Annotated in this window: 25 protein-coding genes; 7 read left to right on the top strand and 18 right to left on the bottom strand. The window is 36.7% G+C overall.

All coding sequences use genetic code 11. The features are described from left to right. Positions 1-8 precede the first annotated feature (8 nt). Positions 9-563 (top strand): peptide deformylase, encoded by a 555-nt coding sequence (def, locus tag NSS81_RS20300; protein WP_342430444.1) that lies wholly within the window; start codon positions 9-11, stop codon positions 561-563. 125 nt (positions 564-688) lie between these two features. Here the strand turns inward: def and NSS81_RS20295 are convergent, their stop codons facing one another. Then, positions 689-1,459 (bottom strand): Cof-type HAD-IIB family hydrolase, encoded by a 771-nt coding sequence (locus tag NSS81_RS20295; protein ID WP_342430443.1) that lies wholly within the window; start codon positions 1,457-1,459, stop codon positions 689-691. Between the two features lie 531 nt (positions 1,460-1,990). On the opposite strand from NSS81_RS20295, the gene NSS81_RS20290 reads away from it, so the two are divergent. Continuing rightward, positions 1,991-2,203, top strand: a complete 213-nt coding sequence (locus NSS81_RS20290) for a DNA-directed RNA polymerase subunit epsilon (protein ID WP_342430442.1) — start codon at positions 1,991-1,993, stop codon at positions 2,201-2,203. A 3-nt stretch (positions 2,204-2,206) separates the two neighbouring features. After that, positions 2,207-3,874 (top strand): ribonuclease J1, encoded by a 1,668-nt coding sequence (gene rnjA, locus NSS81_RS20285; protein ID WP_342430441.1) that lies wholly within the window; start codon positions 2,207-2,209, stop codon positions 3,872-3,874. 40 nt (positions 3,875-3,914) lie between these two features. Here rnjA and NSS81_RS20280 read toward each other — a convergent pair whose 3' ends face one another. From NSS81_RS20280 to NSS81_RS20220, 13 genes are all read right to left on the bottom strand, one after another. Next, positions 3,915-4,574 carry a TrkA family potassium uptake protein gene (locus NSS81_RS20280; protein ID WP_342430440.1) on the bottom strand — a complete coding sequence of 220 codons (660 nt, stop codon included), beginning with the start codon at positions 4,572-4,574 and terminating at the stop codon, positions 3,915-3,917. 79 nt (positions 4,575-4,653) lie between these two features. Next, a complete protein-coding gene (locus NSS81_RS20275; protein ID WP_342430439.1) occupies positions 4,654-5,577 on the bottom strand; it encodes a DUF4349 domain-containing protein in 924 nt (307 codons plus the stop codon). A 160-nt stretch (positions 5,578-5,737) separates the two neighbouring features. Beyond that, complete coding sequence (locus NSS81_RS20270) at positions 5,738-6,193, bottom strand: TlpA disulfide reductase family protein (protein WP_342430438.1); 456 nt, start codon at positions 6,191-6,193, stop codon at positions 5,738-5,740. A 70-nt stretch (positions 6,194-6,263) separates the two neighbouring features. Continuing rightward, a complete protein-coding gene (locus tag NSS81_RS20265; protein WP_342430437.1) occupies positions 6,264-6,812 on the bottom strand; it encodes a peroxiredoxin in 549 nt (182 codons plus the stop codon). A 258-nt stretch (positions 6,813-7,070) separates the two neighbouring features. After that, a complete protein-coding gene (locus NSS81_RS20260) occupies positions 7,071-8,192 on the bottom strand; it encodes an N-acetyldiaminopimelate deacetylase (RefSeq protein ID WP_342430436.1) in 1,122 nt (373 codons plus the stop codon). A 60-nt stretch (positions 8,193-8,252) separates the two neighbouring features. Next, the gene (gene dapD, locus NSS81_RS20255) at positions 8,253-8,963 is read right to left on the bottom strand and encodes a 2,3,4,5-tetrahydropyridine-2,6-dicarboxylate N-acetyltransferase (RefSeq protein ID WP_342430435.1); all 711 of its coding nucleotides are present in this window, start codon (positions 8,961-8,963) and stop codon (positions 8,253-8,255) included. Positions 8,964-9,041: 78 nt separating this feature from the next. Next, positions 9,042-9,929, bottom strand: coding sequence for a LysR family transcriptional regulator (locus NSS81_RS20250; RefSeq protein WP_342430434.1), 888 nt, complete (start codon positions 9,927-9,929; stop codon positions 9,042-9,044). Positions 9,930-10,007: 78 nt separating this feature from the next. After that, entirely contained in the window at positions 10,008-11,516 is a 1,509-nt protein-coding gene (locus NSS81_RS20245; RefSeq protein WP_342430433.1) for an MDR family MFS transporter, read from the bottom strand. A gap of 62 nt (positions 11,517-11,578) precedes the next feature. Continuing rightward, positions 11,579-12,025, bottom strand: a complete 447-nt coding sequence (gene cbpB / locus NSS81_RS20240; RefSeq protein ID WP_342430432.1) for a cyclic-di-AMP-binding protein CbpB — start codon at positions 12,023-12,025, stop codon at positions 11,579-11,581. A gap of 121 nt (positions 12,026-12,146) precedes the next feature. Next, the gene (locus NSS81_RS20235) at positions 12,147-12,383 is read right to left on the bottom strand and encodes a YkuJ family protein (RefSeq protein ID WP_342430431.1); all 237 of its coding nucleotides are present in this window, start codon (positions 12,381-12,383) and stop codon (positions 12,147-12,149) included. 255 nt (positions 12,384-12,638) lie between these two features. Then, positions 12,639-13,133 (bottom strand): DUF3993 domain-containing protein, encoded by a 495-nt coding sequence (locus tag NSS81_RS20230; RefSeq protein ID WP_342430430.1) that lies wholly within the window; start codon positions 13,131-13,133, stop codon positions 12,639-12,641. A 176-nt stretch (positions 13,134-13,309) separates the two neighbouring features. Continuing rightward, positions 13,310-13,543 carry a hypothetical protein gene (locus NSS81_RS20225; RefSeq protein WP_342430429.1) on the bottom strand — a complete coding sequence of 78 codons (234 nt, stop codon included), beginning with the start codon at positions 13,541-13,543 and terminating at the stop codon, positions 13,310-13,312. A 68-nt stretch (positions 13,544-13,611) separates the two neighbouring features. Further along, positions 13,612-14,823, bottom strand: coding sequence for an EAL-associated domain-containing protein (locus NSS81_RS20220; protein ID WP_342430428.1), 1,212 nt, complete (start codon positions 14,821-14,823; stop codon positions 13,612-13,614). Positions 14,824-15,078: 255 nt separating this feature from the next. Here NSS81_RS20220 and NSS81_RS20215 point away from each other — a divergent pair, with 255 nt between their 5' ends. Next, complete coding sequence (locus NSS81_RS20215; RefSeq protein WP_342430427.1) at positions 15,079-15,951, top strand: metallophosphoesterase; 873 nt, start codon at positions 15,079-15,081, stop codon at positions 15,949-15,951. A 31-nt stretch (positions 15,952-15,982) separates the two neighbouring features. Here NSS81_RS20215 and NSS81_RS20210 read toward each other — a convergent pair whose 3' ends face one another. Then, positions 15,983-18,079: an EAL domain-containing protein gene (locus tag NSS81_RS20210; protein WP_342430426.1), complete on the bottom strand. Its 2,097-nt coding sequence runs from the start codon at positions 18,077-18,079 to the stop codon at positions 15,983-15,985. 270 nt (positions 18,080-18,349) lie between these two features. Between NSS81_RS20210 and NSS81_RS20205 the strand changes: the two genes are divergently transcribed. The 3 genes from NSS81_RS20205 to NSS81_RS20195 all read left to right on the top strand — a co-directional run bounded on the left by NSS81_RS20205 (position 18,350) and on the right by NSS81_RS20195 (position 20,527). Further along, positions 18,350-18,829 (top strand): YkyB family protein, encoded by a 480-nt coding sequence (locus tag NSS81_RS20205; protein WP_342430425.1) that lies wholly within the window; start codon positions 18,350-18,352, stop codon positions 18,827-18,829. Between the two features lie 164 nt (positions 18,830-18,993). Beyond that, a complete protein-coding gene (locus NSS81_RS20200; protein ID WP_342430424.1) occupies positions 18,994-19,227 on the top strand; it encodes a hypothetical protein in 234 nt (77 codons plus the stop codon). 145 nt (positions 19,228-19,372) lie between these two features. After that, complete coding sequence (locus tag NSS81_RS20195) at positions 19,373-20,527, top strand: aminotransferase A (protein ID WP_342430423.1); 1,155 nt, start codon at positions 19,373-19,375, stop codon at positions 20,525-20,527. Between the two features lie 148 nt (positions 20,528-20,675). Here the strand turns inward: NSS81_RS20195 and NSS81_RS20190 are convergent, their stop codons facing one another. From NSS81_RS20190 to NSS81_RS20180, 3 genes are all read right to left on the bottom strand, one after another. Then, positions 20,676-20,855 (bottom strand): hypothetical protein, encoded by a 180-nt coding sequence (locus NSS81_RS20190; RefSeq protein ID WP_342430422.1) that lies wholly within the window; start codon positions 20,853-20,855, stop codon positions 20,676-20,678. A gap of 71 nt (positions 20,856-20,926) precedes the next feature. After that, positions 20,927-21,802, bottom strand: a complete 876-nt coding sequence (locus NSS81_RS20185) for an NAD(P)-dependent oxidoreductase (RefSeq protein ID WP_342434090.1) — start codon at positions 21,800-21,802, stop codon at positions 20,927-20,929. Positions 21,803-21,958: 156 nt separating this feature from the next. After that, positions 21,959-22,432, bottom strand: a complete 474-nt coding sequence (locus NSS81_RS20180) for a hypothetical protein (RefSeq protein WP_342430421.1) — start codon at positions 22,430-22,432, stop codon at positions 21,959-21,961. Positions 22,433-22,507 lie beyond the last annotated feature (75 nt).

Here is a 22,507-nt window from a genome sequence, read left to right as displayed (position 1 = left end):
AATCGGACATGTTAATGATGGAGGATATCGTTAGAGACGGCCATCCAATACTTAGAAAAATAGCAACTGAGGTATCAATGCCGCCATCGGAAGAAGACAAAGAAATTCTTAAAAGCCTAATGGAATATGTTCAAAATAGTCAGATTCCGGAAATTTCAGCTCAATTCGGATTACGGCCTGGAATTGGATTAGCCGCACCACAAATTAATGTATCCAAACGGATGATTGCTGTACATGTTTATGACAATAAGGATAAACTTTATAGTTACGCTTTATTCAATCCAAAAATTGTTAGCCATTCCGTCGAAAAGGCGTATTTAGTTTCTGGAGAAGGCTGTTTATCTGTAGATGAGAATATCCCAGGCTTTGTACCAAGATTTGCACGGATTACCTTAAAAGGTACTACTTTAGATGGGGAAGTTGTAAAATTCCGGTTAAAAGGGCTACCAGCCATTTGCTTTCAACACGAAATTGACCACTTAAATGGAATTATGTTTTATGATCATATTAATAAACATGATCCTTTCGCACCCATTGAAGATGCCATCGCAATCGAAAGATGATTAATCCTTGGGCTGTGTTAAACTTGGCTGTTGATTTCCGCTCCAATCAACAGAGTTACAAATCAACAATGACCTTTAACAGAGCCTTTTAATAAAAAATACTGACCACTAAGGTCAGTATTTTTTTAGATTAAATTTAGTTTTTTCAAGCCATTCCAGATACCGTCTTCAGATACATCGGTTGTAATATGATCTGCAATTTCCTTAGCCTCTGGGACGCTATTTCCCATTGCAACACCTGTTCCTACAGCCTTTAGCATTTCTAAATCGTTTAATCCATCACCAAAGGCATAGACATCCTGTAATTCAAACCCCAGGCGGGCAATCATTTTTTTTATTCCTTCAGCCTTTGAACCACCCTTTGGAAGGACATCAATGGAATAGCGGTGCCATCTAATGAAGTCAAATTGAGGGTATCTTTCAAAATAAAGTTGTTCATGCTCTTTTTCACAGAAAAGTAATGATTGATAAATTTCACGATCTACATAAAACGTTGCATCCTCTGTTGGAGGTGGCATCATTAAGCTACTAATACTTGTCTCGACAAACGGATGCTGTTTTTTTGTTGCCTTCATGGTTTTTTCATTCATATATACTAATGGATGGCCATTTTCGTTCGCAGTTAGGGAAAGACCTTCTAAATCCAATTGGTTTAGCGGGTTCTTATATATAACTTCATTTTCAAATACGACAAACTGCCCGTTAAAGCTAACAAAGGAATCAATGTCCAGCTCTTTTATTAGACTCGTAAACATAAAGGGAGCTCTTCCTGTGGCAATTGCCACAAAAACCCCATTCTCCTTTAACATGTTAATTGCCTGTTTCGTGCTCCTTGGCAGATTTTTATCATGATCCAGCAAAGTACCATCTATATCAAAAAAAACAATTTTCTTCATATAATATTAACTCCTTTAGCAATCGTCACGGTTTGCAAAAATTTCCTGTTAATTTTCCTCATTAACACTAAACCTTTCAATTATTTTTGTCAATTCGCCAACTGACATAATAATTCCATGTTTAACCATGATAGAATCAGCGCTTTCCCCATATAATAATAGTAAAAAATACCTTAATTTCAAAAAAATCTTTCATTTTCTATCATGGCTGGCTTTACTTTGGACAGGGATCGTATAAAATAAGAAGTAAGGAGATGATCCACTATGTTAAAGAAGCTTAGAAAGAAGCTCTTAAAACAGTGGAAAGATTTGCTGCGAAAAAAATCCATTGCTTAAACAACATTTTTGAGCCCTTCAAACTTGCGAAGGGCTCCTTCCTTATTGTAAATTGAGTAACAGCGATTCTTTTACATATTTTTTTCATAACAATCCAAGTCCTTCCTTTTTGGCAGAAAAAGAATTTAAATGAAAAAGATGTAATTATTTTATATAATAGAAATATTGATGATCGATTAAGGAGCGATATTGTATATGGTATTTAAAGTGTATTTTCAAGAAAGCTTAGTTCAAGTCCCTGTAAGGGAGAAAACACAGACTATTTTTGTTGAGGGTGAATCGGTAGGAGATGTCCGCAAAAAAATTGCAGATCGCGGGTATAACGTTGAATTGGTTCAAGTAGTAACCGGTGCACATTTAGAATATGAAAAACAAAATGAAGACTTTAAAGTATTGGAGATTGAATAATTTATGAAATTTGTAAAAAATGACCAAACCGCTGTTTTTGCATTAGGCGGTTTGGGCGAAATTGGGAAAAACACATATGCAGTACAGTTTCAGGATGAAATCATTTTAATTGATGCAGGGATAAAATTCCCTGAGGATGAACTTCTAGGTATCGATTACGTGATTCCTGATTACACCTATTTAGTAAAAAACGTTGATAAAATAAAAGGATTATTTGTTACCCATGGTCATGAGGATCATATCGGCGGTATCCCTTATTTATTGCGAGAAATCAATATTCCTATCTATGGAGGGAAGCTTGCCCTAGGCTTAATTAAAAATAAACTGGAAGAACACGGTTTATTAAGGACAACAACATTGATTGAAATCAAAGAAGACGACATCATTAAATTCCGCAAGACCTCCGTAACCTTTTTCCGGACCACTCACAGTATTCCAGATTCATACGGAATTGTTGTAAAGACTCCGCCAGGACAAATTGTTCATACAGGTGACTTCAAGTTTGATTTTACCCCTGTAGGCGAGCCAGCTAACCTGACAAAAATGGCCGAAATTGGTAAAGAAGGCGTGTTATGTTTACTCTCTGATAGTACAAATAGCGAAATCCCCGATTTCACGATGTCAGAACGTAAAGTCGGCGAGAGTATTGACGATATTTTCCGTAAGGTTACTGGCCGAGTCATTTTCGCTACCTTCGCTTCCAATATTCATAGGCTCCAGCAAGTTGTTGAGGCTGCTGTAGCAAATGGAAGAAAAGTAGCCGTTTTTGGACGTAGCATGGAAGCGGCAATCAATATCGGACTAGAATTAGGATATATTAATGCACCGAAGGAAACGTTTATCGAAGGAAATCAAATTAACCGATTGCCCGCTGACAAGGTTACAATCCTCTGTACAGGCAGTCAAGGCGAACCAATGGCTGCACTATCCAGAATTGCAAATGGTACACACCGACAAATTCAAATACACCCTGGTGATACAGTCGTATTTTCTTCTTCGCCTATTCCTGGAAACACAATTAGTGTAAATCGTACGATTAACCAGTTATTTAGAGCTGGTGCGGAAGTTATTCACGGTAAGCTTAGCAATGTCCATACTTCCGGTCACGGCGGCCAGGAAGAACAAAAACTTATGTTGCGACTAATAAGACCTAAGTTTTTTATGCCAATCCATGGTGAATATCGTATGCAAAGGATGCACGCCAAATTGGCAGTAGACTGTGGCGTGGAGGATGAAAATTGCTTTATTATGGATAATGGTGAAGTATTAGCTCTTTCTGAGAACAGTGCACAAGTGGCTGGAAAAATCCCATCTGGCTCCGTTTATATCGATGGAAGCGGTGTGGGTGATATTGGAAATATTGTTTTACGTGATCGCAGAATTCTTTCAGAAGAAGGACTAGTTGTTGTTGTCGTAAGCATTAATATGAAAGAATTTAAAATTGCCTCTGGTCCTGACCTTATTTCTAGAGGGTTTGTGTATATGAGAGAATCTGGTGATTTAATAAATGACGCTCAAACCTTAATCACAAAGCATTTGAATAAGGTTATGGAACGTAAAACGAGTCAATGGTCAGAAATTAAAAATGAAATTACTGACACATTATCGCCATTCCTTTACGAGAAAACAAAACGCAGACCTATGATCTTACCAATCATTATGGAAGTATAATAATAAAAGCGGAAGCGCCCTCGCGCTTCCGCTTTTCTAGTTAGCTTAATACTTTTCTTTCAAACCGGTCGATATCATTATCATTACCGATAACAATTAACACATCATTTACTTGAATTTCCTCATTAGCCATCGGAGAAACGATAATATCTAGTCCGCGCTTGATGGCAACAATATTTAAGCCATATTTTTTACGGATATCTAAATCAATAATTGTGTGTCCGCCAATTTTTTTGTTTGCGACTATTTCAACAATACTGTGTTCATCAGATAGCTCTAAGTAGTCTAGGACGCTGCTTGAGGCCATGTTATGGGCGATTCTTCTTCCCATATCTCTTTCAGGGTGAACCACCTTATCCGCGCCAATTTTCAACAATACCTTCTCATGATAATCATTTTGGGCCTTAACCGTAATGTGCTGAACTCCTAGCTCTTTTAGGATCAGTGTCGTTAAGATACTTGCTTGAATATTATCACCAATCGCCACGATTACATGATCAAAATTTCGAATTCCCAGGCTCTTCAAGACCGCTTCATCTGTGGTATCACCAACAGCAGCATGTGAAGCAATCATCGCATAGGCATTTACTCTTTCTTCATTCTCATCAATCGCTAGTACATCAAAGCCCTCATCGGAAAGTGTTCGGCAAATACTGCCGCCAAACCGCCCTAGTCCAATTACTGCAAAATTTTTCTTCACTAAAACTCCCCCAACAATTGTCAATTAAACAATCCAGCAATTATCATTTTATCATAACTTACTCAATTAATTACCGCCATCATTCATTTCCATTTCTTTTTAAAATTCTCTTTAGATAAAATAAAAGAAGAAAGCCTATGGCTGTTATTATTAGTAGTATTGGCAGGTTGCCAAGTAAAAAGACAACTAACCCGGAGATTCCTGCTAACAGCATATTCGTACTTTTCATAAATTGCTTTTTCGTTTTCTCCCAGGTATTAAGGTCGTCATTTTCCAGAGAAGGAACAGTTACTTTATTTTCGTAAAGCGTAATGAAAATCGTTGAAAGTGATGTTTGATTTTCTAGAAACTTTTTTCTTCCCTCAATTTTTTCTATTTCTTCCTGTACGTTGGCTAAATCGTCAGAGATTTTCAATACATCTTCCGTTTTTTCAGCATTGTTCATAAATGAAATCAGGCGCTCTTCAACTATCCTTTTAGATTTCAATCTTGATTCAAGATCGACGTATTCCTCGGTAACATCATCACCACTTATTTTTCGATGTAACACTTCGACAGCTTGACCTTCAGCTTCGTGTAAAAAAGTTTGGAAATGTTTTTGGGGGATACGAATTCTTATACTTCCACTAAGCTGTTCATCCCCTTCCTTACTTACATTCGACTCCGCTATATACCCACCATACTTTCCCACTTTTTCTTCTAAGTTTTGTAATGTCTGTTCAAATTTCTTTACGCGCAAATGTAATTCAGCTTGGTATATGACCATCTGATTTGGTACTTCCATTCTAGTTGTTTCAGATTGTTCCTTTTTCTCTGTTTCATTTGAAATGGAGTAATCCTGCTCGGCATTAGTGGTTTCACCCGAACCCGAACCCGAATCCATAACCGCTGCCTCAGGTAAACTCATTTTTGCGTCTTCACTTTGACTGTTTGAACTACAGGCAGTTAGATAAATAAAAGAAAACATTAATAATGGAATAATCATTTTCAATCCTTTTTTCAATTTACGACACCCCTTTTCTCTCATTTAAACTACTTATTAATACGGACGATAGGAGAGTAGTTATAGTTACAGCCTCATTAAAAACTTCAAATGAATCTCTCAGATAAAATTGAACGCAAAAAAGGCTGCACCAATTAGGGCAGCCTTCCTATTCATTCTCTTATTCCGTTTTTTCTAGCTCGTCTAACACACGGTTGACTCTTTTCTCGAGCATCTTCATGCCGCTCCCGCCTGCTTGGAAATGTCGGAGCTTGCCTTCGCGGTCAAAGACATAATAGGCAGGAACATATTGATTTTCAAATTTATCTGCTAATTTATGCTCACTGTCAACATAGATTGGTTGACTAATTTCATGTTCAGCTGCTACCTGTTTGATTTGGTCAAGGTTTAAATCTTCTTCAGACCTTGGCATATGGACAGCAACAACATTCAATTTATCTTTATATTGATCACGGAACTGATTAACCTGCGGCATAGCTTCTTTACATAAATGGCAGCTCACTGACCAAAAGTGAATAAGCGTTGGCTTATTGCCAACTAAATCCTCTTTTGTCACTTCGCCATTCAACCATTCAACAGCGCCTGTTAATTCTGGCATTTCTGTACGTAATTTCATGATTATCCCCCTATTTTAAAAAAGACCTAACGCTAAAATCAGGTTAGGTCTCATTATTGTTAAGTCGAATTTATACGTTTAATGTAGCTTGACCTGGCTTCCAATTCGCTGGGCAAAGACCGCCTGTTTGTAAAGCTTGAAGCACACGTAGAGTTTCATCAACGTCACGGCCAATATTGTTGTGGTTTACAACAGAATACATTAATTCACCTTCTGGGCTGATGATGAATAAACCGCGTAATGCGATACCTTCTTCTTCAATTAACACACCATAGTCACGTGCGACTTCATGGTTTGTATCTGCTGCTAATGCATAGTTTAAATCACCAAGACCATTTTCCTTGCGGTCTGTTTTAATCCAAGCTAGGTGGGTATGTATCGTGTCAGTTGAGGCACCAATAACTACTGCATCAAGATCATCAAATTCATCATAACGATCTGAAAGTGCAGTGATTTCTGTTGGACATACAAAAGTAAAGTCCATTGGATAGAAGAACAATACTGTCCATTTATCGTTTTTCATATTTTCTTCAAGGCTTACTTTTCCAAATTCTTTGTTCGGCATTACAGCATCCATTTCAAATCTTGGTGCTTGCTTACCTACCATACGTTCTGGCATATCTAATCCCTCCAAAAAATAAATTAAATTAGTGATAGCAATGATTGCTACCATCTTCACAATCTAAATTATAGGCTACAAACTATTTAGAGTCAAAATTAAATTATAATTAATTTAATTAAAGATTAATTTTTGTTAATAATTTAATTTTCCCCTTTAATAAGTTTACCCTATTTAAAAACAGAATATGTTACAATATTCCTCATTTAAGTTTACCATTGATGCTAAAAAAGACAAAATACTACGCCTTTTAACATTTTATTCATTTCCTTGATAAGTAAGATAGCTGGTAAGGACATTAATCGCGACAGCTATTGCATCTTCCTTTGGATTTAATCTAGCATGATGAAGCCCAAACGGAGAGTCGACGCCAAGCCAGAACATAAGTCCAGGTATTTCCTTCAGCATATATCCAAAATCTTCACCTGTCATGGCTTCACGGCATTCAATAACCTCTACATCTGTTTTTGACTGGATGAATTGCATGAAGTCTCTTGTTAGCAGCTCATCGTTATTAACCTGGTGGTACATCGAACCATAATCAATCTCGGCTTCACATTCATAGCCTGCCTCGACCCCTTTGACGAGTGAATGGATTCGCTGTTTTACCTTGTCCATGGAATCGGCGGACAAGGTTCTAATTGTCCCTTCAAGCCTTGCTTTTTCCGCAATAATATTTTGTACGGTTCCGCCTGTAATTTTTCCTATTGTAATAACCGCGCTATCAAGCGGGTCTATATTTCGAGAGACAATTGTTTGGAGTTGGCTAACTAATGAACAAGCTGCAATCACCATATCATTCGTTTGATGAGGATATGCTGCATGTCCTCCTTTACCTTTTAGGTCTATAAACAATTCAGAGGTGTTCGCAAATAATAACCCCTCCTTTAGTGCAATCGTTCCTACTGGGTACTCTGGAGCGATATGCAGGGCAAAGATCATATCTGGCTTCCATTCCTGCATAATGTCTGATTTCAACATTGGTTCAGCCCCACCAGGTCCTTCCTCTGCAGGCTGAAATATAAACAATAAGTCATCATTAATAGGGTTTCCGACAAAATGTGTAAGGACACCAAGAGCGATACTCATATGGAAATCATGTCCACAGGCATGCATTTGATGTTCATGTGTGGAGGAACAGTCTAATCCTGTTTCTTCATCAATTGGCAGACCATCGATATCTGCCCGATACCCAATTAATTTACTTGGACTTAAACCGTGAAGTTTTACAAACAATCCCGTTTTCCACTTTTTAATTGTTATCCGTTCTTGCGACAATGATACTAGGTAATTTAATAAATAGGCTTGTGTTTTATATTCTTGGAATCCTAATTCAGGAATTTGGTGAAGATCACGTCTAATTTTCACAAACGGGTTCATGACATACTCCTCCTATACCGAAAAAGAAAGCGCGGAAAATTTCCACGCTTTCCACTTTTTTTATATTTGACGAAGTTCTTGCATTATTTCTGTTTTTGACTTTGTTTTGTCATCAATGTCTTTTATTTTTCTTGCTGGTGTGCCAGCAACTACTGTATATGGCGCGACATCAGATAGTACCACTGCACCTGCGGCAACTACTGCTCCTTTACCAACAGTAACTCCCTCAACAACTACTGCATTTGCCCCAATTAAAACCTCGTCTTCAATGACGACAGGCTTTGCAGACGGTGGCTCGATTACACCTGCTAAAACAGTTCCTGCACCAATATGACAGTCATTACCGACTGTCGCTCTTCCGCCAAGGACAACACCCATATCGATCATCGTTCTGTCACCAATAACGGCACCGATATTGATAACCGCACCCATCATAATAACCGCATTATCACCAATTTCAACCTGATCACGAATTGTTACACCAGGCTCAATTCGTGCATTAATATTTTTTGTATCTAGCAGTGGAATTGCAGAATTACGGCGGTCATTTTCAACGACGTAATCTTCAACTCTAGCCTTATTTTCATCTAATACGGCACTAATCTCTGACCATTCGCCAAAAACAACTCCGGTATTGCCATTAATAAACGTCTTTGCTCCATTACCAAAGTTAATATCTGCAATTTCACCTTTTAAATACACCTTAACTGGTGTCGATTTTTTACTATTTTGTATAAACGAGATAATTTCATTTGCATCCATCATTTTCATAATATATTTCCTCCCCTATGTAATTAAAATTACTTTAACAAACAAAAGTTCTGAAAACAAGAAACACACACACAATTACTAATTACTTTGTTCAGTAAATTCATTAACTAATTCGACAAACGCCTGAACCTGCTTCAAGTGAAAGGCCGCTTCATAGCCCAATAACCAAGTATCCCGTTTAAGAAGGCCCCCGTTTTCATCGATTAATGGGATTTTAAATATTCCTTTCTCGTTGTTATTTAAAGTGATACCCGGTAAAATCGAGTATCCCAAACCATTAAACGTTAATTGCTTGCAGGTTTCAATCTGATCAACGACAATGGTCCGCTTTGGTGAAGTTTTATAGCTACTCATCCACCAATCCTGAATTTCTTGATAATAATTAGAGTCGCTCTTAAATTGAATAAATGGTCGGTCGGTTTCTAGTACCTGTTCGAGTTTTGTTATTTCTCGATCAACTAAAAAAAGCGGGTCGCTAAATAATTTGAATTTTACACCTTTCCAATCAGGTGTTCCTCGAATGATTCCGATATGTACTTGATTGTCGTATAAGCTTTTTAAGATATCACTGCTCCACCCTGTGATTAGTGATATTTTAACTTGCGGATATTTACCAATGAATTTTTTTAATACCTGCGGCAGCCAATTTTGTCCCACTATGGAAGCAACGGCGATTTTCAACGTCCCGGACACACCTGCTTGGAGAGAATGAATCGTTTCTCTAACCTTTTCTTCCTTAAAGAGAACATCATTGATAAACTCAATTACCAGCTCACCTGCTGGCGTAAGCGAAAGGCCTTTTTGGGAGCGAATAAACAATTTTGTTCCCCAGTCTTTCTCAATGGTTTGTAATCGCTGTGAAAGGGCAGGTTGTGACACGAAAAGCCGTTCTGACGCCTTCCTCATGTTCATTTCCTGCGCTAAAACCGATAGTAACTGAAATTCTGTCAACGAGGACAAAGCCATCCCCCTTTATCCTTTTTTCTTCGACCACAATATTATAATTTGAAAATTTAATTTAATCCAGGAAAAAGCGCCGCACCATTATTCGGCACTTTGTTCCTTTTTAGGTATAAATAAAATTAGGAATAGACTTAGTACGGCGAAGGTAAGGACAACATAATATACCCAATGTAAGGATACGGTTAATCCCTCTTGAAGAATAGAACGGACTGTTTCTGGTAAATTGATCCGTTCACTTTCTTTTAAAAGTATGTTCGTGGAATCCACAGTTAATTCTCGGTCTATAACAGTGGTATTTTCACTTAGGAAACTTGCTAACCGGTTATTAAGGATTCCCCCGAGCAAGGCAGCACCAATTGTATTTCCTAAATTACGCATGAACATATTCGCTGCAGTAGCAATTCCCCTCTGCTGCCAGGTGACCGTACTCTGAATCGAAACAATAAACGCTGTCGAGGTTACCCCCATACCAATACCAATAATAAATGATCCTAGCGCAGCCCAAATAGGTCCTGAGGAGGCGGTCATTGTCACAAAGACAATGCTGCCTAAAATAAGAGCTACTCCCCCTAAAATTAAGGTTTTCCGATAACCTAACGAGAGAATCATTTTACCCGAGAATATGGCGGCAATTGGCCAGCCAATCGACATCGTTGTGAGTGTAAAACCTGCAATAATCGGAGTTTGCTCCATTACACCTTGAACAAAAGTTGGTAAAAAGCTAGAGATTCCAATTAACATAACACCCGTGGTTAAAGAGGTTATATTAGCGATAAAAATTGACCTTTCTTTCCAAATGTTAAACGGCATCATCGGCTCTTTTGCTCGTCCCTCTTGTAGGACAAAGCCAATAATGGCGGCCCCAAACACAACAAAAAGGCTTACTATCTGCCATGACCCCCAAGACCAGCGGCTACCGCCTTCAACAAGCAAAAGTATAAGTGAAGAAATTGAAACGGTTAAAAGAATTGCACCTTTGTAATCAATTTCATGTTTTTTCTTTTCCACATTTTCATGTAAAAACATCCATAATCCGACCAATGAAAGTATTCCCAGAGGGACATTTAACCAAAAGACATATTTCCAGCTCACATACTGGACAAGGAGCCCGCCTACTGCTGGTCCTGTAATTGCTGAGATTCCCCAGACACTTGATAAGTAGCCTTGAATCTTTGCCCGTTCTTCTACAGAGTATATATCTCCTACGATGGTCGTTGCAATAGGGGTTACCGCACCGGCCCCAAATCCTTGAATTAAGCGAAAAATAATCAACATTTTCATTGATGTTGCAAATCCGCACAGGATCGACCCAATTAGAAAGATAATAATTCCAAAAGTAAGAACCGGTTTTCTCCCAAATAAATCAGAGAGTTTCCCATATATAAGGACTGTAACCGAATTCATTAATAAATAGGCAGAAAAGACCCAGCTATAAAGGGTAAAACCGCCTAGATCTGCAACGATTGCAGGCATGGCTGTGGATACAATGGTTGCTTCAATTGCACCCATAAACATTGCCAGCATGACTGCTGCTAAAACGAATGGTTTCTTGGTTTGACGCTTTTTCAAACTTCCTATTGAATCCCCCATATCGACACCCTTTTTCATATAAAAAATAATATAGCTCCCAATCGGGAGCCAATAAATCCATTTTACATTTTATTGTTTTTATTAAGCGCTTTATTTAATTGGCTTAATACAAGGCTGCGAGGCAGTATCCCTTCAAAAAAACCATCCTCTGTATCGACACAAAGGAAAGGATGGTTAACTAATAGTTTAAGGCAGGTTTTAATCGAAGCCGTGACTTTAACTCGTTGCACCGACCTATTCATAACCTCTTCCACGCGTCTTTTTTCGAGCATCTCAAATTCAATTCTCTCCAGTCCAAGAATGGAATCCATGATGATTGGCGTACTGATTAACCCATGCAGTTTATAATGTTGATCTAATACGGGAATAGCAGTATACCCACTCTTCGTTAATACCAGTAGTGCATGCTCTAAATTGTTTCCTATTTGCACATGTGCGACACGCTCAGAAGGTATCATTAAATTCCGAATATCTATTTCTAAAAATTCCCCATTATGCAGACTAATCATCGCCGATAACTCCTCAATGTTTGTTTTACCACATGTATATTCTATCATATTTCTCAGATGACTGGGATAAATACTGAGTTCTCACTTAAAAAGTGGAAAAAGAAAGGAACCATAAAGGTTCCTATTGGATCAAATCAAAAATTTCAATTGTAATCATATCAACATTATCAAATTGGTAACGTTTCGGCTTTTCTTTTTCACTATATACTTCTAATTCAAATGTTTCTGTTTTTGGATGAAAGGTAACCTGACACTTTCTTTCACCATTCACCTCGAAAAATCGTTGTGCAGGTTCGCCTCCATTAGATTGTTCCTGAAGGTTTTTTAAACGAGTTAATATACCTTGAAGCTGTGACATATGCATTAGTCTCCTTTCAAACACAGGCAAACTTTCTACTGTATTTTTCTCTTTTAGCATGTTTCTATCCTTATGGATTATTCCTGAAATTTATCCACTGTGAATATGCCAATAGTAAAAGAATAAAATAACATAGAGCATTTGTCCAAGTATTAATGAAAAAAATGGGAAACTTTTTTTTTTCAACGGAATATACCAATAAAATACACCAAAATTACCAGATATAGCTAATTATCAGCTGTATTTTTCATTTTATTAAAAATCGCTTTCTACTACAGTCTTTGGCATGTCACCGATAAACAGCTGGTCTACTTTCCATATCCCATTAAACTTTTTCAATAATAACCCCTTATAGTGGCCATCGTAGCTAACTGGTCCCTCATTCATCGCAGGAAAATATTCGTAAACGTAGACCTTACCAGGCCTTTGGATTATTTTCGTTTCCTTCGAGTATTGAAAAAACGGGATATAATTAGGGGCAAAGTCAGATCCATATGTAAGAAACATTCCCCCTTCTTCTACAATATTCTCAGCCCAAAAGATACTTTGATAAGAAGTAGAGAAATATGGATTTAGGAGTTCAGTTATTTCTTCTTTCGTTCTGGGAGCTTCACTGAGTGCAACCTGTGCTTTAAATGCTTCTTGTAAGAATGGAAAAACCTCATCTTCGTTAATCGATTCCGTTTTTGCTTGTGGAGACAAAGGTATAATTAATAAGAATATAAGTATAAATATTGATAATTTCTTCATGCTCTTAATCCCCTTTCAATCGAAACCGCTTTGATATATTTATTTTAACAACAAATATTCCAGGTAAACTTATGAATAATTCGAAAAAAAGCATCAAGAAGGGACATAATACTGCAATTAATTTAAGAATAATATGTTATTTCATCGAAAAAAATAGGCCTCTGTGACGAGGCCTTTCAATAAAAGGAAATTGCTACAAATAGGATGATAAAAAGAACCAATGTAAAAAAGATACCATATGCTAAGAAAATGGGGTTTTTCATATATATATGTTTCTGTACTGGAATACCTATTTTTGTATCATTTTGCCCTTCGACAGCTTTCTGCTGTCTTGCAACACCCATGGTATATATAAGCGAAACCGCAAGAACAGCAACAATGACAATTGACAACACGTTTACCAAATTCATAAGTGGTTTTCTCCTTTAGAAGTTTATATATAAAATCCCACTCAATGAAACTTACTATACAATGTAAGTTATAACAGTTGTTCATGCTCAAATAGATACTGATAAGTTATATCAATAAACAGGTAGTCATTCCCATTCAGTGGGTAGGAAAACGTGCGAATGGTTTCCCCCGTTTCAATATCAGAATATAAATCGGACAAAATCCCCTTTCTTTCATTTCTCATTTTAATGATATCCTCTAAAAAGTATGGACGCCAACTCCAATTTTTTTCGATATATTCTAATTGGGTACTCCAGCCATTTTTACCTTTAAAATGATTGGCCGATTTCTGAAATCCATCTTCATTGCATACATACATCCGAAAAGCAATTTGATCCAATTCCTTCACTAAAGATGGAAAGAGTTCCTCATAGGTTACTTTTTTATTCTTCAGGACAATATCTTGTACCTTATTTTGAAAAAATTCGGCTGTTGAATATATAGCCTCTAATTTTCTTTTCTCGTAAGTAATAAATTCATGGAATTTCCCCTTTAAACGTTCCTTTAGTGATTCACGGTCAATAAATTTTGGTTCTGGCGGGTGAAGATAAAAGCCTTGATAATATCTTCCACCATTTTTCCAAGCAAACTGAAGCTGATAACTCATCTCAATATTTTCAAACAGTAATGTCGCACCAATCTTTCTTGCCAATAAAGATAATGTAAATAAAACGTCCGTAAAATTGGCTGAAGTGGCGTTTGATTTTAATGCCTGCAAATTAATTTTGATAATATCAGGACTAAGCTGACCTATCCGTTCAATAAAATTCGATTCACTATCAATACTTGCAATGGCAACCCTTATTCCATACGTTCGATAGTATTGTAAAAGATGATCAAGCTGATCGATATCACCATCATAATTACCTTCAGAAATTTCAAGGACTATTCGCTTTAAATTCAACCCTCTTTTTTCAAAAGCCATAAGTTCTTGCAAAAACGGCTCTCCATGTCGATACATAAGCAAATCTGCGTCTCGGTTTAAAAAGATACTGACATCATCTTCAAGCTCTAGCAATTTTTCTAATGCCTTTTTTACAAGTAATTGATCAACCTCATACTTATACTCTTCTGGTATTTGATCATCGTGAAAAAAGGGACCTAAACTAATGATGTTACCTGCAGACCGGTATCTTCCCAAAACTTCATATGCAATGACACGCTGTTCATCGGCACTAAAAATAGGCTGAAAATAAGGAATGACATTTTCAAGATCCGTTAGGATATCCAATGCATCCATCAAAGCACCCTCCGTAAAAAGTTTTTCCTCATTATACCATAACCTAATATACAATACGCTTACAGTAAATATCTTGTTCATTCTAAAAGCATACCATCATAGTGCTTTCTAAATATTCATATAATAGTATTAAGGCACTATTTAGAGGAAACAAAATTTTTGCGGATGATTTCATTTGCATTATCCTTACTTTTTAAAGAGAATACTATTGGAAGGTATCTTGATAAATAATTTGAGATAGGTTGGTAGATTATTATGGCTAAAAAAATGAAAAGGAGAACATTCTTAAAAAGTACGTTTGGTACAATTCTCACAGTACTCGGCCTTAGTTCAGGCGGATATTTATATGCCAATCGAATTGAGCCCTCCCTTCTAGAAATAAATACTCTAGAAATTAAGCATCGATTAATCCCAAATGGCTTTGATGAAATCAAGATTCTTCAATTTAGTGATACCCATCTAGGGTTTCAATATAACGTAAGCCAATTCCAGAAACTAATCACAAAAATGAATGAGTTAGAACCCGATCTAATTGTATTTACAGGTGATTTATTGGACGAACCTAATAAATTTAATCAGATCAATCAAATCGTCCCACTATTAACAAAGTTAAAGGCGCCCCTTGGTAAATATTGTATTTTCGGAAATCACGATCATGGGGGATATGGGTCAAAAATTTATCAAAATATCATGGAAACAGCGAACTTCACCATTCTATTAAATGACTCTAAGGCAATTGAAGCGAAGGATGGCAGCAAAATTTACCTGATAGGGATTGATGATCGAATGCTGGGCAGGCCAGACTTACAATTAGCGCAACAGCATGTGCCAGACAATGTGTTTAAAATTCTATTATCCCATGCCCCTGACGTGGCAGATGAGGCAGCAAATCATCAAATACCATGGCAGTTAAGCGGGCATAGTCATGGCGGACAGGTGCAAATCCCATTTATTGGTGCACTCATTATTCCTCCCTATGCGCAAAACTACCCGGAAGGATATTATTCCATAGGTGAAAAAGACCCTTTGTCTTTATATGTGAACAGAGGAATTGGAACCACCCGACTTCCATTCAGGTTTATGGCAAAACCTGAACTAACACTATTTACATTAAAACCAAATAAATAAAAAATCCTTATCATCAAGGAATAAGGATTTTTTATTTATTTTCAAGATAGTTTTCCTCAATTTCCTTTGCAGGAATTGGTTGAGAGTAATAATACCCCTGAATTTTATGACACTGGGCTTTTAAAAGAAATTCCACTTGGCTGCTTGACTCAACACCTTCGGCAATCACTTCCAATCCCAGGCTTTTCCCTAAATGAATAATCGTAGTAGTTATTGCTGCCACCTTTTCATCAACAAGTATTTCTCTGATAAAAGAACGATCAATTTTTAATATATCGATTGGAAACTCCTTCAGGTAATTTAATGAAGAGTACCCTGTTCCAAAATCATCAATAGAAATCTTTATTCCAATTTCCTTTAACTTCTTTAGAAGGGGGATGGTTTCCTTAGTATTATTCATAGCCCCTTCCGTTATTTCTATTTCTAAGGAAGAGGAGTGGATTTTATATTTTTCAACCATAAAACAAATGGTCTCTACAAGTTGATGCTGCTGAAATTGTTTGGGTGAAATATTAATAGCAACTCTTACGTCCTTGTACCCCATCAGATTCCATTCACGTATTTGTTTACAGGCACTTTCGATTACCCAATGACCAATAGGTATAATTAATCCTGTATCCTCTGCTAAGGGAATGAACAGGTCTGGTGAAATCGAACCGAATACTGGATTATTCCATCGAAGCAAAGCCTCAAAACTTCTTGCCTTACTTGTTTGTAAATCTACTTGTGGCTGGTAAAATAATTTTAATTCGTCTTTTTCAATTGCCTTACGCAAATGGGTCTCAAGCAAGACAATATTGGTGGTCTCCGAGTTCATGTCCGTCCGATAAAACTGATAATGGGCTTTACCTTTTTCTTTCACACGAAATAATGCTTCATCTGCGTTTTTGATAAGCACTTCCGAATCCATCCCATCATTAGGAAACATGCTAATCCCGACACTTGGCGTGATGTAGTACTCTTGTGAATTGTAATAAAAAGATTGTACAAATGAAGAAAAAATCTGTTGAACAAAGTTCGCCGCTTTTTTTCGGCCGCTATTTAAGAGGAGAATGTTAAACTCATCCCCTCCCTGCCGATAAACAAAACAAAAATTATTCTGGTATTGCACAAGACGTTCGGCAACTTTTTTTAATATTTCATCTCCGCCTAAATGACCAAGTGTATCGTTAATATATTTAAATCGGTCTAAATCAATTGAAAAAAGCGCAAATTCCTCTTTATTATTAGCAATTTGTTCGCTTAAACTCTCAAGAAGTGCTCTTCTGTTTAACAAACTGGTTAACTGATCATGGAACGCCATATATTTAATAGTTTCCATATTTTTCACTTGTTCTGATAGGTCCTTACAGATAACGTATACACCGCTTATTTCTCCATGAATAACGATGGGCACTGTTTTAAGATGAACAAGTAGTAATTTCCCTTTCCGATGAATGATTTTACAATCAAAGGACTCTAATGCATATCCCGAGCAGGTTTTCTCAAGCACAACTCTAAAACTCTCTAAATCCCAATCATTAATTAAGTTATAGATTGATCTATTTTTCATTTGTTTTTCGGAATAACCAGTCATCATTGCTGCTGCCGGATTAGCTTCTAGTATTTTTCCTTCAAGGCTGATGGAAAAAATCGCATCCAGATTATTGTCAACAATAGAACGGTATCTTTGCTCACTTACGATAATTTTATTTTTCTCAATTGTCCATGCTGTAATATCTCTTGTAACTGCAACCACATGGCTTATATGATTTTTCTCGTTAAAAATAGGTGTTAGGATCGTTTCTCCATAAACTTTCCGGCCATCAGCAAATGAAAAGGTATCATCAAAAGAAACAATATCTCTGTTTACTAATACTTTTTCATAGTTTTTTTGCAAATCCCTGGAAAAATCCAAGGGAAGAGCTTCCGTCATCGTTTTCCCTATTACTTCAATTGGGAGGTTGGCTTGGTTCAATCCAGCTGCATTTACAAATAGATACCTGAAAGCTGGGCCCTTTTCCACCTTCATCACATAGACCATGTCTTGAACATGCTGAAAAATTATATCAAATAATATCTTTTGAATTTTCTCGTTTACTTGTGCCGATGCTAAATCTTTAGTTAATGTACTCTTTAAATGATCCATTTCATCATCCTCTAGACGCAAAAAGTTCTTATTTTTTACAATAATGTTTTTACTTTCTTGTATTTCTATTTTACAATTAAATTATTATAAGGAAAGAAAATTTTAAGAAAACAAAGATTATTTCAGGAAAATGATTTCTAACTTCTATCATACTACATGTGAACCGTACTACAAAAAAATTATGGAAAGAACATTATTCCTAATTTCGTTGGCTGTGGATATCAATTAGGGTATAATAAAGGAGTTTAATAATGGAAAGGAGAACATACTTTGAATCATGAAAGAAAACAGCCCCGTTCACACGAAAATCTAACCATCGATAACCTCGCACAAGCAGTCTTTATTGTGAATCGCCATGCAAAAACTGCAACTAACCCCAAATTTTTATATAGATTAAAGCATGAATCATTAAAAAAACTAATTTTTGATGGAAAAGCACAAAAAGTAGGGCTCCATTTTTCACAGAACCCTCGGAACAGCCAACAGCAGTCTGATGTACTTGTGGAATGTGGAAGATATACATTTCATATCCCGCCCACAAAGGCAGATTTTTCTGAACTTCCACATTTAGGTAAGTTAGATAGTAGTGTGAGGAATCCAAAGACCTCTCTCGCACTTAATCAAGCAAAAACATTATTGCAGTTATATACCGGGATATCCGAAATGGAGCAACCGCCTTCAAACACTAAAAAGGGTCAAAGATCCTACGAAAAACCCGTCTTCAAAAAATTAGGGGAAAGATACACTTAAAAAAGCCGAATCTCCTTCGGCTTTTTTTGTTATATACTTCCATTGGTCATTCAAAATCAGCCTGTTCTTTTTATTGCTATAGCTTTGTGTTGACTTTGTGAACGATGTCACATTAATATGGACTATCGACCTTGTCAGGATTACAATATAGGCATGAGGTTGAAATGATGAATAAAATAAAAAGAGGTGCTTTAGCCATGAGAGGAACTGCTATTCTTTTTCAAGAGCTGAATATTACATTTATTGAAGATGTTGAGCATTCTGTATTTGAAGAAATCAAAGACCAATGTGGCTGTGACAATTGCAACTGCAAACTAGATAATAAAATCGTTAACTTTGGTTCTGTCTCGCCTGTTTTCTGGCATGAAGATGAAGTGGACTGGGACTATGGTTATTAATAAAACAAATTTTATATAATTCCCCGTAAACAGTCTGAATTTTATCTCAGGCTGTTTTTTTATATATCTGCTCTCTTATTTTGTAGAATGTTTATAAAAATCTGTTTATAATCAGTAGTATTCATATTACGGAAGGATGAATCTTGTGGAGCATTTAATCAATACGAGGGTTAAAGATATCGAGGTTTCGGGTATAAGAAAGTTTTATAACTTAGTCTCTCATATTGAGGACGTTATTTCTCTTACTATAGGCCAACCCGATTTTCAAACCCCGAGTCATGTCAAACAGGCTGGTATTCAGGCAATTGAAAACGATTTTACAACATATACCCATAATGCAGGGATTTTAGAGTTAAGAAAAGCAGCCTGTGATTTTGTGGAAAAAAAATATAGCCTTAAGTACGAACCTGAATCAGAGGTAATCGTTACTGTAGGTGCTAGTGAAGCAATCGATATTACCTTCAGAACGATTCTAGAAGCCGGTACAGAGGTTATTCTACCTGGACCCATCTATCCTGGTTACGAACCCATCATTCGCTTGTGTGGGGCTGTTCCTGTGCATGTGGATATAAGACCGAATCATTTTCGTTTTACCTTAGATGTAATCAAACCATATATTACGGATAAAACCAGGTGTATCGTCCTGCCGTATCCCTCTAATCCAACGGGTGTAAGCTTAACGGAACAAGAGCTACAAGAACTTGCCACCTACATAAAAGGACGAGATATTTTCATCCTTGCCGATGAAATATACAGCGAACTATTTTACGACCAGCAACATAAATCAATTGCTGCCTTTATAAAGGAACAAACAATTGTGATTAATGGTTTGTCAAAATCCCACTCCATGACAGGCTGGAGAATTGGGTTATTATTTGCGCCTGAGAACATTACAAAACACATCTTAAAGGTTCATCAATACAATGTTTCTTGTGCGACTTCCATTGCTCAAAAGGCTGCATTGGCTGCTCTTACTAATGGTATCGATGATGCTATCCCAATGAAAGAAGAGTACCGCAAAAGGCGTGAATTTGTTTATAAACGCCTAATCTCAATGGGGTTAAACGTAGTCAAACCAGATGGGGCTTTTTATTTTTTTGCAGAAATTCCCGATTGGATCTCCTTAAACAGCTTCGATTTTGCACTAGACCTTGTTAATAAAGCAAAAGTAGCTGTCGTCCCTGGCATTGCCTTTTCCAAATTCGGAGAAGGATATTTCCGGCTATCATACGCATGTTCATTTGAAACATTAGAAATTGGGCTAAATCGGATAGAAGAGTATCTTTTACAAAGTAAATAAGAACCAAGTGCCTGGAGCGGAAATCAACAGGCCCCTGTGCAGGAACAAATTTTAAAATTTGTTAAGAAAAGAAATAAATTGCCGAGAAAAATACCCTTTCTCGACAATCTGAAATCCCTTCACTAATGTAGTGAAGGGATTTTCTACTTTACTGACCTTTGTATTTACCATTATTCTTTGATGCCTTTTCTTTCTTTGCTTTATCCTTATGAATCTTATTGGTCGCTGCAGAACCCAACTCATGAGCAAATTCTTCATTGATAACTGCTGAATCAAAACCCTTTTTATTTTTTTGCTGTGGATCATTCTTTTTTGTACGTTTAGCCATATTAATTAATTCCTCCCTTTCAACTTCCATCATAGTTTTTGATTTCAGAAGGAAATTATTCAACTGCACACTTACATCCAGTATTTATATAATGCTTGTGTTCCGCTATTTTCTTCGCCTCTTTCTGCTAACTGTTCATAAAGAGACTTTGCTAGAGCTAATCCTGGGACCTCCATCTTCATATGTTCTGCTTCTTCTAAAGCAATTTTCATATCCTTAATAAAATGCTTTATGTAAAAACCAGGTTCAAAATCCCCTTTAATCATTCTTGGTGCCAGGTTGCTTAATGACCAACTTCCGGCAGCACCTGTTGCTATGCTCTTTAAGACATTCTCAGGGTCAAGACCAGCCTTCTGCGCATAAACAATTGCTTCACAAACCCCAATCATATTGGATGCAATGGCTATTTGATTACTCATTTTTGTATGCTGACCTGATCCTGCGGTTCCTTGGTAGACAATATTTGTTCCAAGATGTTCAAGCAATGGCTGAACAGCCTCGAAGGATTCCTTCTCCCCACCAGCCATGACTGACAGTTTCGCATCTCTGGCACCAATATCTCCGCCTGAAACAGGTGCATCAATAACATGTATTCCCTTCTTTTTTGCTGCTTGATAAATTTTTACAGCTAGAGATGGTGCAGAGGTTGTCATATCGATCATGAAACTACCTTTTTTACCATTTGGAATTAATCCATTTTCCCCCAAATACACTTCTTCTACATCACTTGGGTATCCTACCATAGTAAAAATCACATTTGCCTTTTCAGCTATTTCATTAACCGTTTCTCCCCAGCTTGCACCGTTATCTATAAGTTTTTTCGCTTTTTCCTTTGTTCTTGTATAAACAATTAACGGATATCCTGCCTTTATAAAATGTCCTGCCATACTGTTTCCCATCACGCCTGTTCCAATAAAACCAATTACCGTATTTTCTGGAGTTAGCAATCTAATCAATCCCATCATTTATATTTTCCAAACTAATTATATAATAGCTCAATTCACACAAAAAAACCGGAACAACAATCCTGTTCCGGCTAGTGCACAATCTCCAATTATAGGCACAACTATATTCTTCCCATTAAGTTTTTTAGTAATCACTTTTTAAAGTTCTGATGAAAAATTTGTTAAGTAAACTCGTCCGAAAACTTCCTGATCATTATATATTTCAATCGAGACGGCATTATTATTTTCGATCATTTTCCGAAGTGTATGAATATGTAAATCATCTTTTAAGGGAATCGGTTCCATGAAAATGTATTTTTCACTCCTGCCTTCTACTTCTAAATACTCACCATTTACAACTTGATCCTCACCATAAATGATTTCTCTTTTTCCAATTGCAGCTGCTAATTGGGAATCATGAATCGTAACTTTCACCTTATATAATTGTTGCTTATCAAGTATTTCGTTATTTATCCTAAAACGAAATTGAAGCTCATTGCTTTTTGTTAAAAGGGCATCTGCATAGCGATTTACGATTAATTCCTGCGAAAATGGAAATCCGCAAGCAGACAGAATAGATGAACTTATGAATAGAAAAATGAAAATAAAAATGAAATGAGATTTACGTTGCATCAGTATCACTCCTTTATGTTTTTACCATAGCCAAAAGTAATTGGTAATAAACGTTAAGTGAGGGAAATTAATGTA

This window comes from Neobacillus sp. FSL H8-0543 (assembly GCF_038592905.1).
Taxonomy (GTDB): Bacteria; Bacillota; Bacilli; order Bacillales; family Cytobacillaceae; genus Neobacillus.
Note: the sequence above shows the minus strand (reverse complement) of the source record. Positions and strands in the feature narration are given on the sequence as shown.

Coding starts and splice junctions, on each gene's coding strand:
- NSS81_RS20260 (WP_342430436.1), bottom strand. CDS start 8,192: ATGAACCCGTTTGTGAAAATTAGACGTGATCTTCACCAAATTCCTGAA.
- NSS81_RS20190 (WP_342430422.1), bottom strand. CDS start 20,855: ATGGCTAAACGTACAAAAAAGAATGATCCACAGCAAAAAAATAAAAAG.
- NSS81_RS20180 (WP_342430421.1), bottom strand. CDS start 22,432: ATGCAACGTAAATCTCATTTCATTTTTATTTTCATTTTTCTATTCATA.
- dapD (WP_342430435.1), bottom strand. CDS start 8,963: ATGAAAATGATGGATGCAAATGAAATTATCTCGTTTATACAAAATAGT.
- NSS81_RS20225 (WP_342430429.1), bottom strand. CDS start 13,543: ATGAATTTGGTAAACGTGTTGTCAATTGTCATTGTTGCTGTTCTTGCG.
- NSS81_RS20215 (WP_342430427.1), top strand. CDS start 15,079: ATGGCTAAAAAAATGAAAAGGAGAACATTCTTAAAAAGTACGTTTGGT.
- NSS81_RS20290 (WP_342430442.1), top strand. CDS start 1,991: ATGGTATTTAAAGTGTATTTTCAAGAAAGCTTAGTTCAAGTCCCTGTA.
- NSS81_RS20265 (WP_342430437.1), bottom strand. CDS start 6,812: ATGCCAGAACGTATGGTAGGTAAGCAAGCACCAAGATTTGAAATGGAT.
- NSS81_RS20220 (WP_342430428.1), bottom strand. CDS start 14,823: ATGGATGCATTGGATATCCTAACGGATCTTGAAAATGTCATTCCTTAT.
- def (WP_342430444.1), top strand. CDS start 9: ATGTTAATGATGGAGGATATCGTTAGAGACGGCCATCCAATACTTAGA.
- cbpB (WP_342430432.1), bottom strand. CDS start 12,025: ATGATTAGTCTGCATAATGGGGAATTTTTAGAAATAGATATTCGGAAT.
- NSS81_RS20245 (WP_342430433.1), bottom strand. CDS start 11,516: ATGGGGGATTCAATAGGAAGTTTGAAAAAGCGTCAAACCAAGAAACCA.
- NSS81_RS20210 (WP_342430426.1), bottom strand. CDS start 18,079: ATGGATCATTTAAAGAGTACATTAACTAAAGATTTAGCATCGGCACAA.
- NSS81_RS20235 (WP_342430431.1), bottom strand. CDS start 12,383: ATGTCACAGCTTCAAGGTATATTAACTCGTTTAAAAAACCTTCAGGAA.
- NSS81_RS20230 (WP_342430430.1), bottom strand. CDS start 13,133: ATGAAGAAATTATCAATATTTATACTTATATTCTTATTAATTATACCT.
- NSS81_RS20200 (WP_342430424.1), top strand. CDS start 18,994: ATGATGAATAAAATAAAAAGAGGTGCTTTAGCCATGAGAGGAACTGCT.
- NSS81_RS20250 (WP_342430434.1), bottom strand. CDS start 9,929: ATGGCTTTGTCCTCGTTGACAGAATTTCAGTTACTATCGGTTTTAGCG.
- NSS81_RS20295 (WP_342430443.1), bottom strand. CDS start 1,459: ATGAAGAAAATTGTTTTTTTTGATATAGATGGTACTTTGCTGGATCAT.
- rnjA (WP_342430441.1), top strand. CDS start 2,207: ATGAAATTTGTAAAAAATGACCAAACCGCTGTTTTTGCATTAGGCGGT.
- NSS81_RS20270 (WP_342430438.1), bottom strand. CDS start 6,193: ATGAAATTACGTACAGAAATGCCAGAATTAACAGGCGCTGTTGAATGG.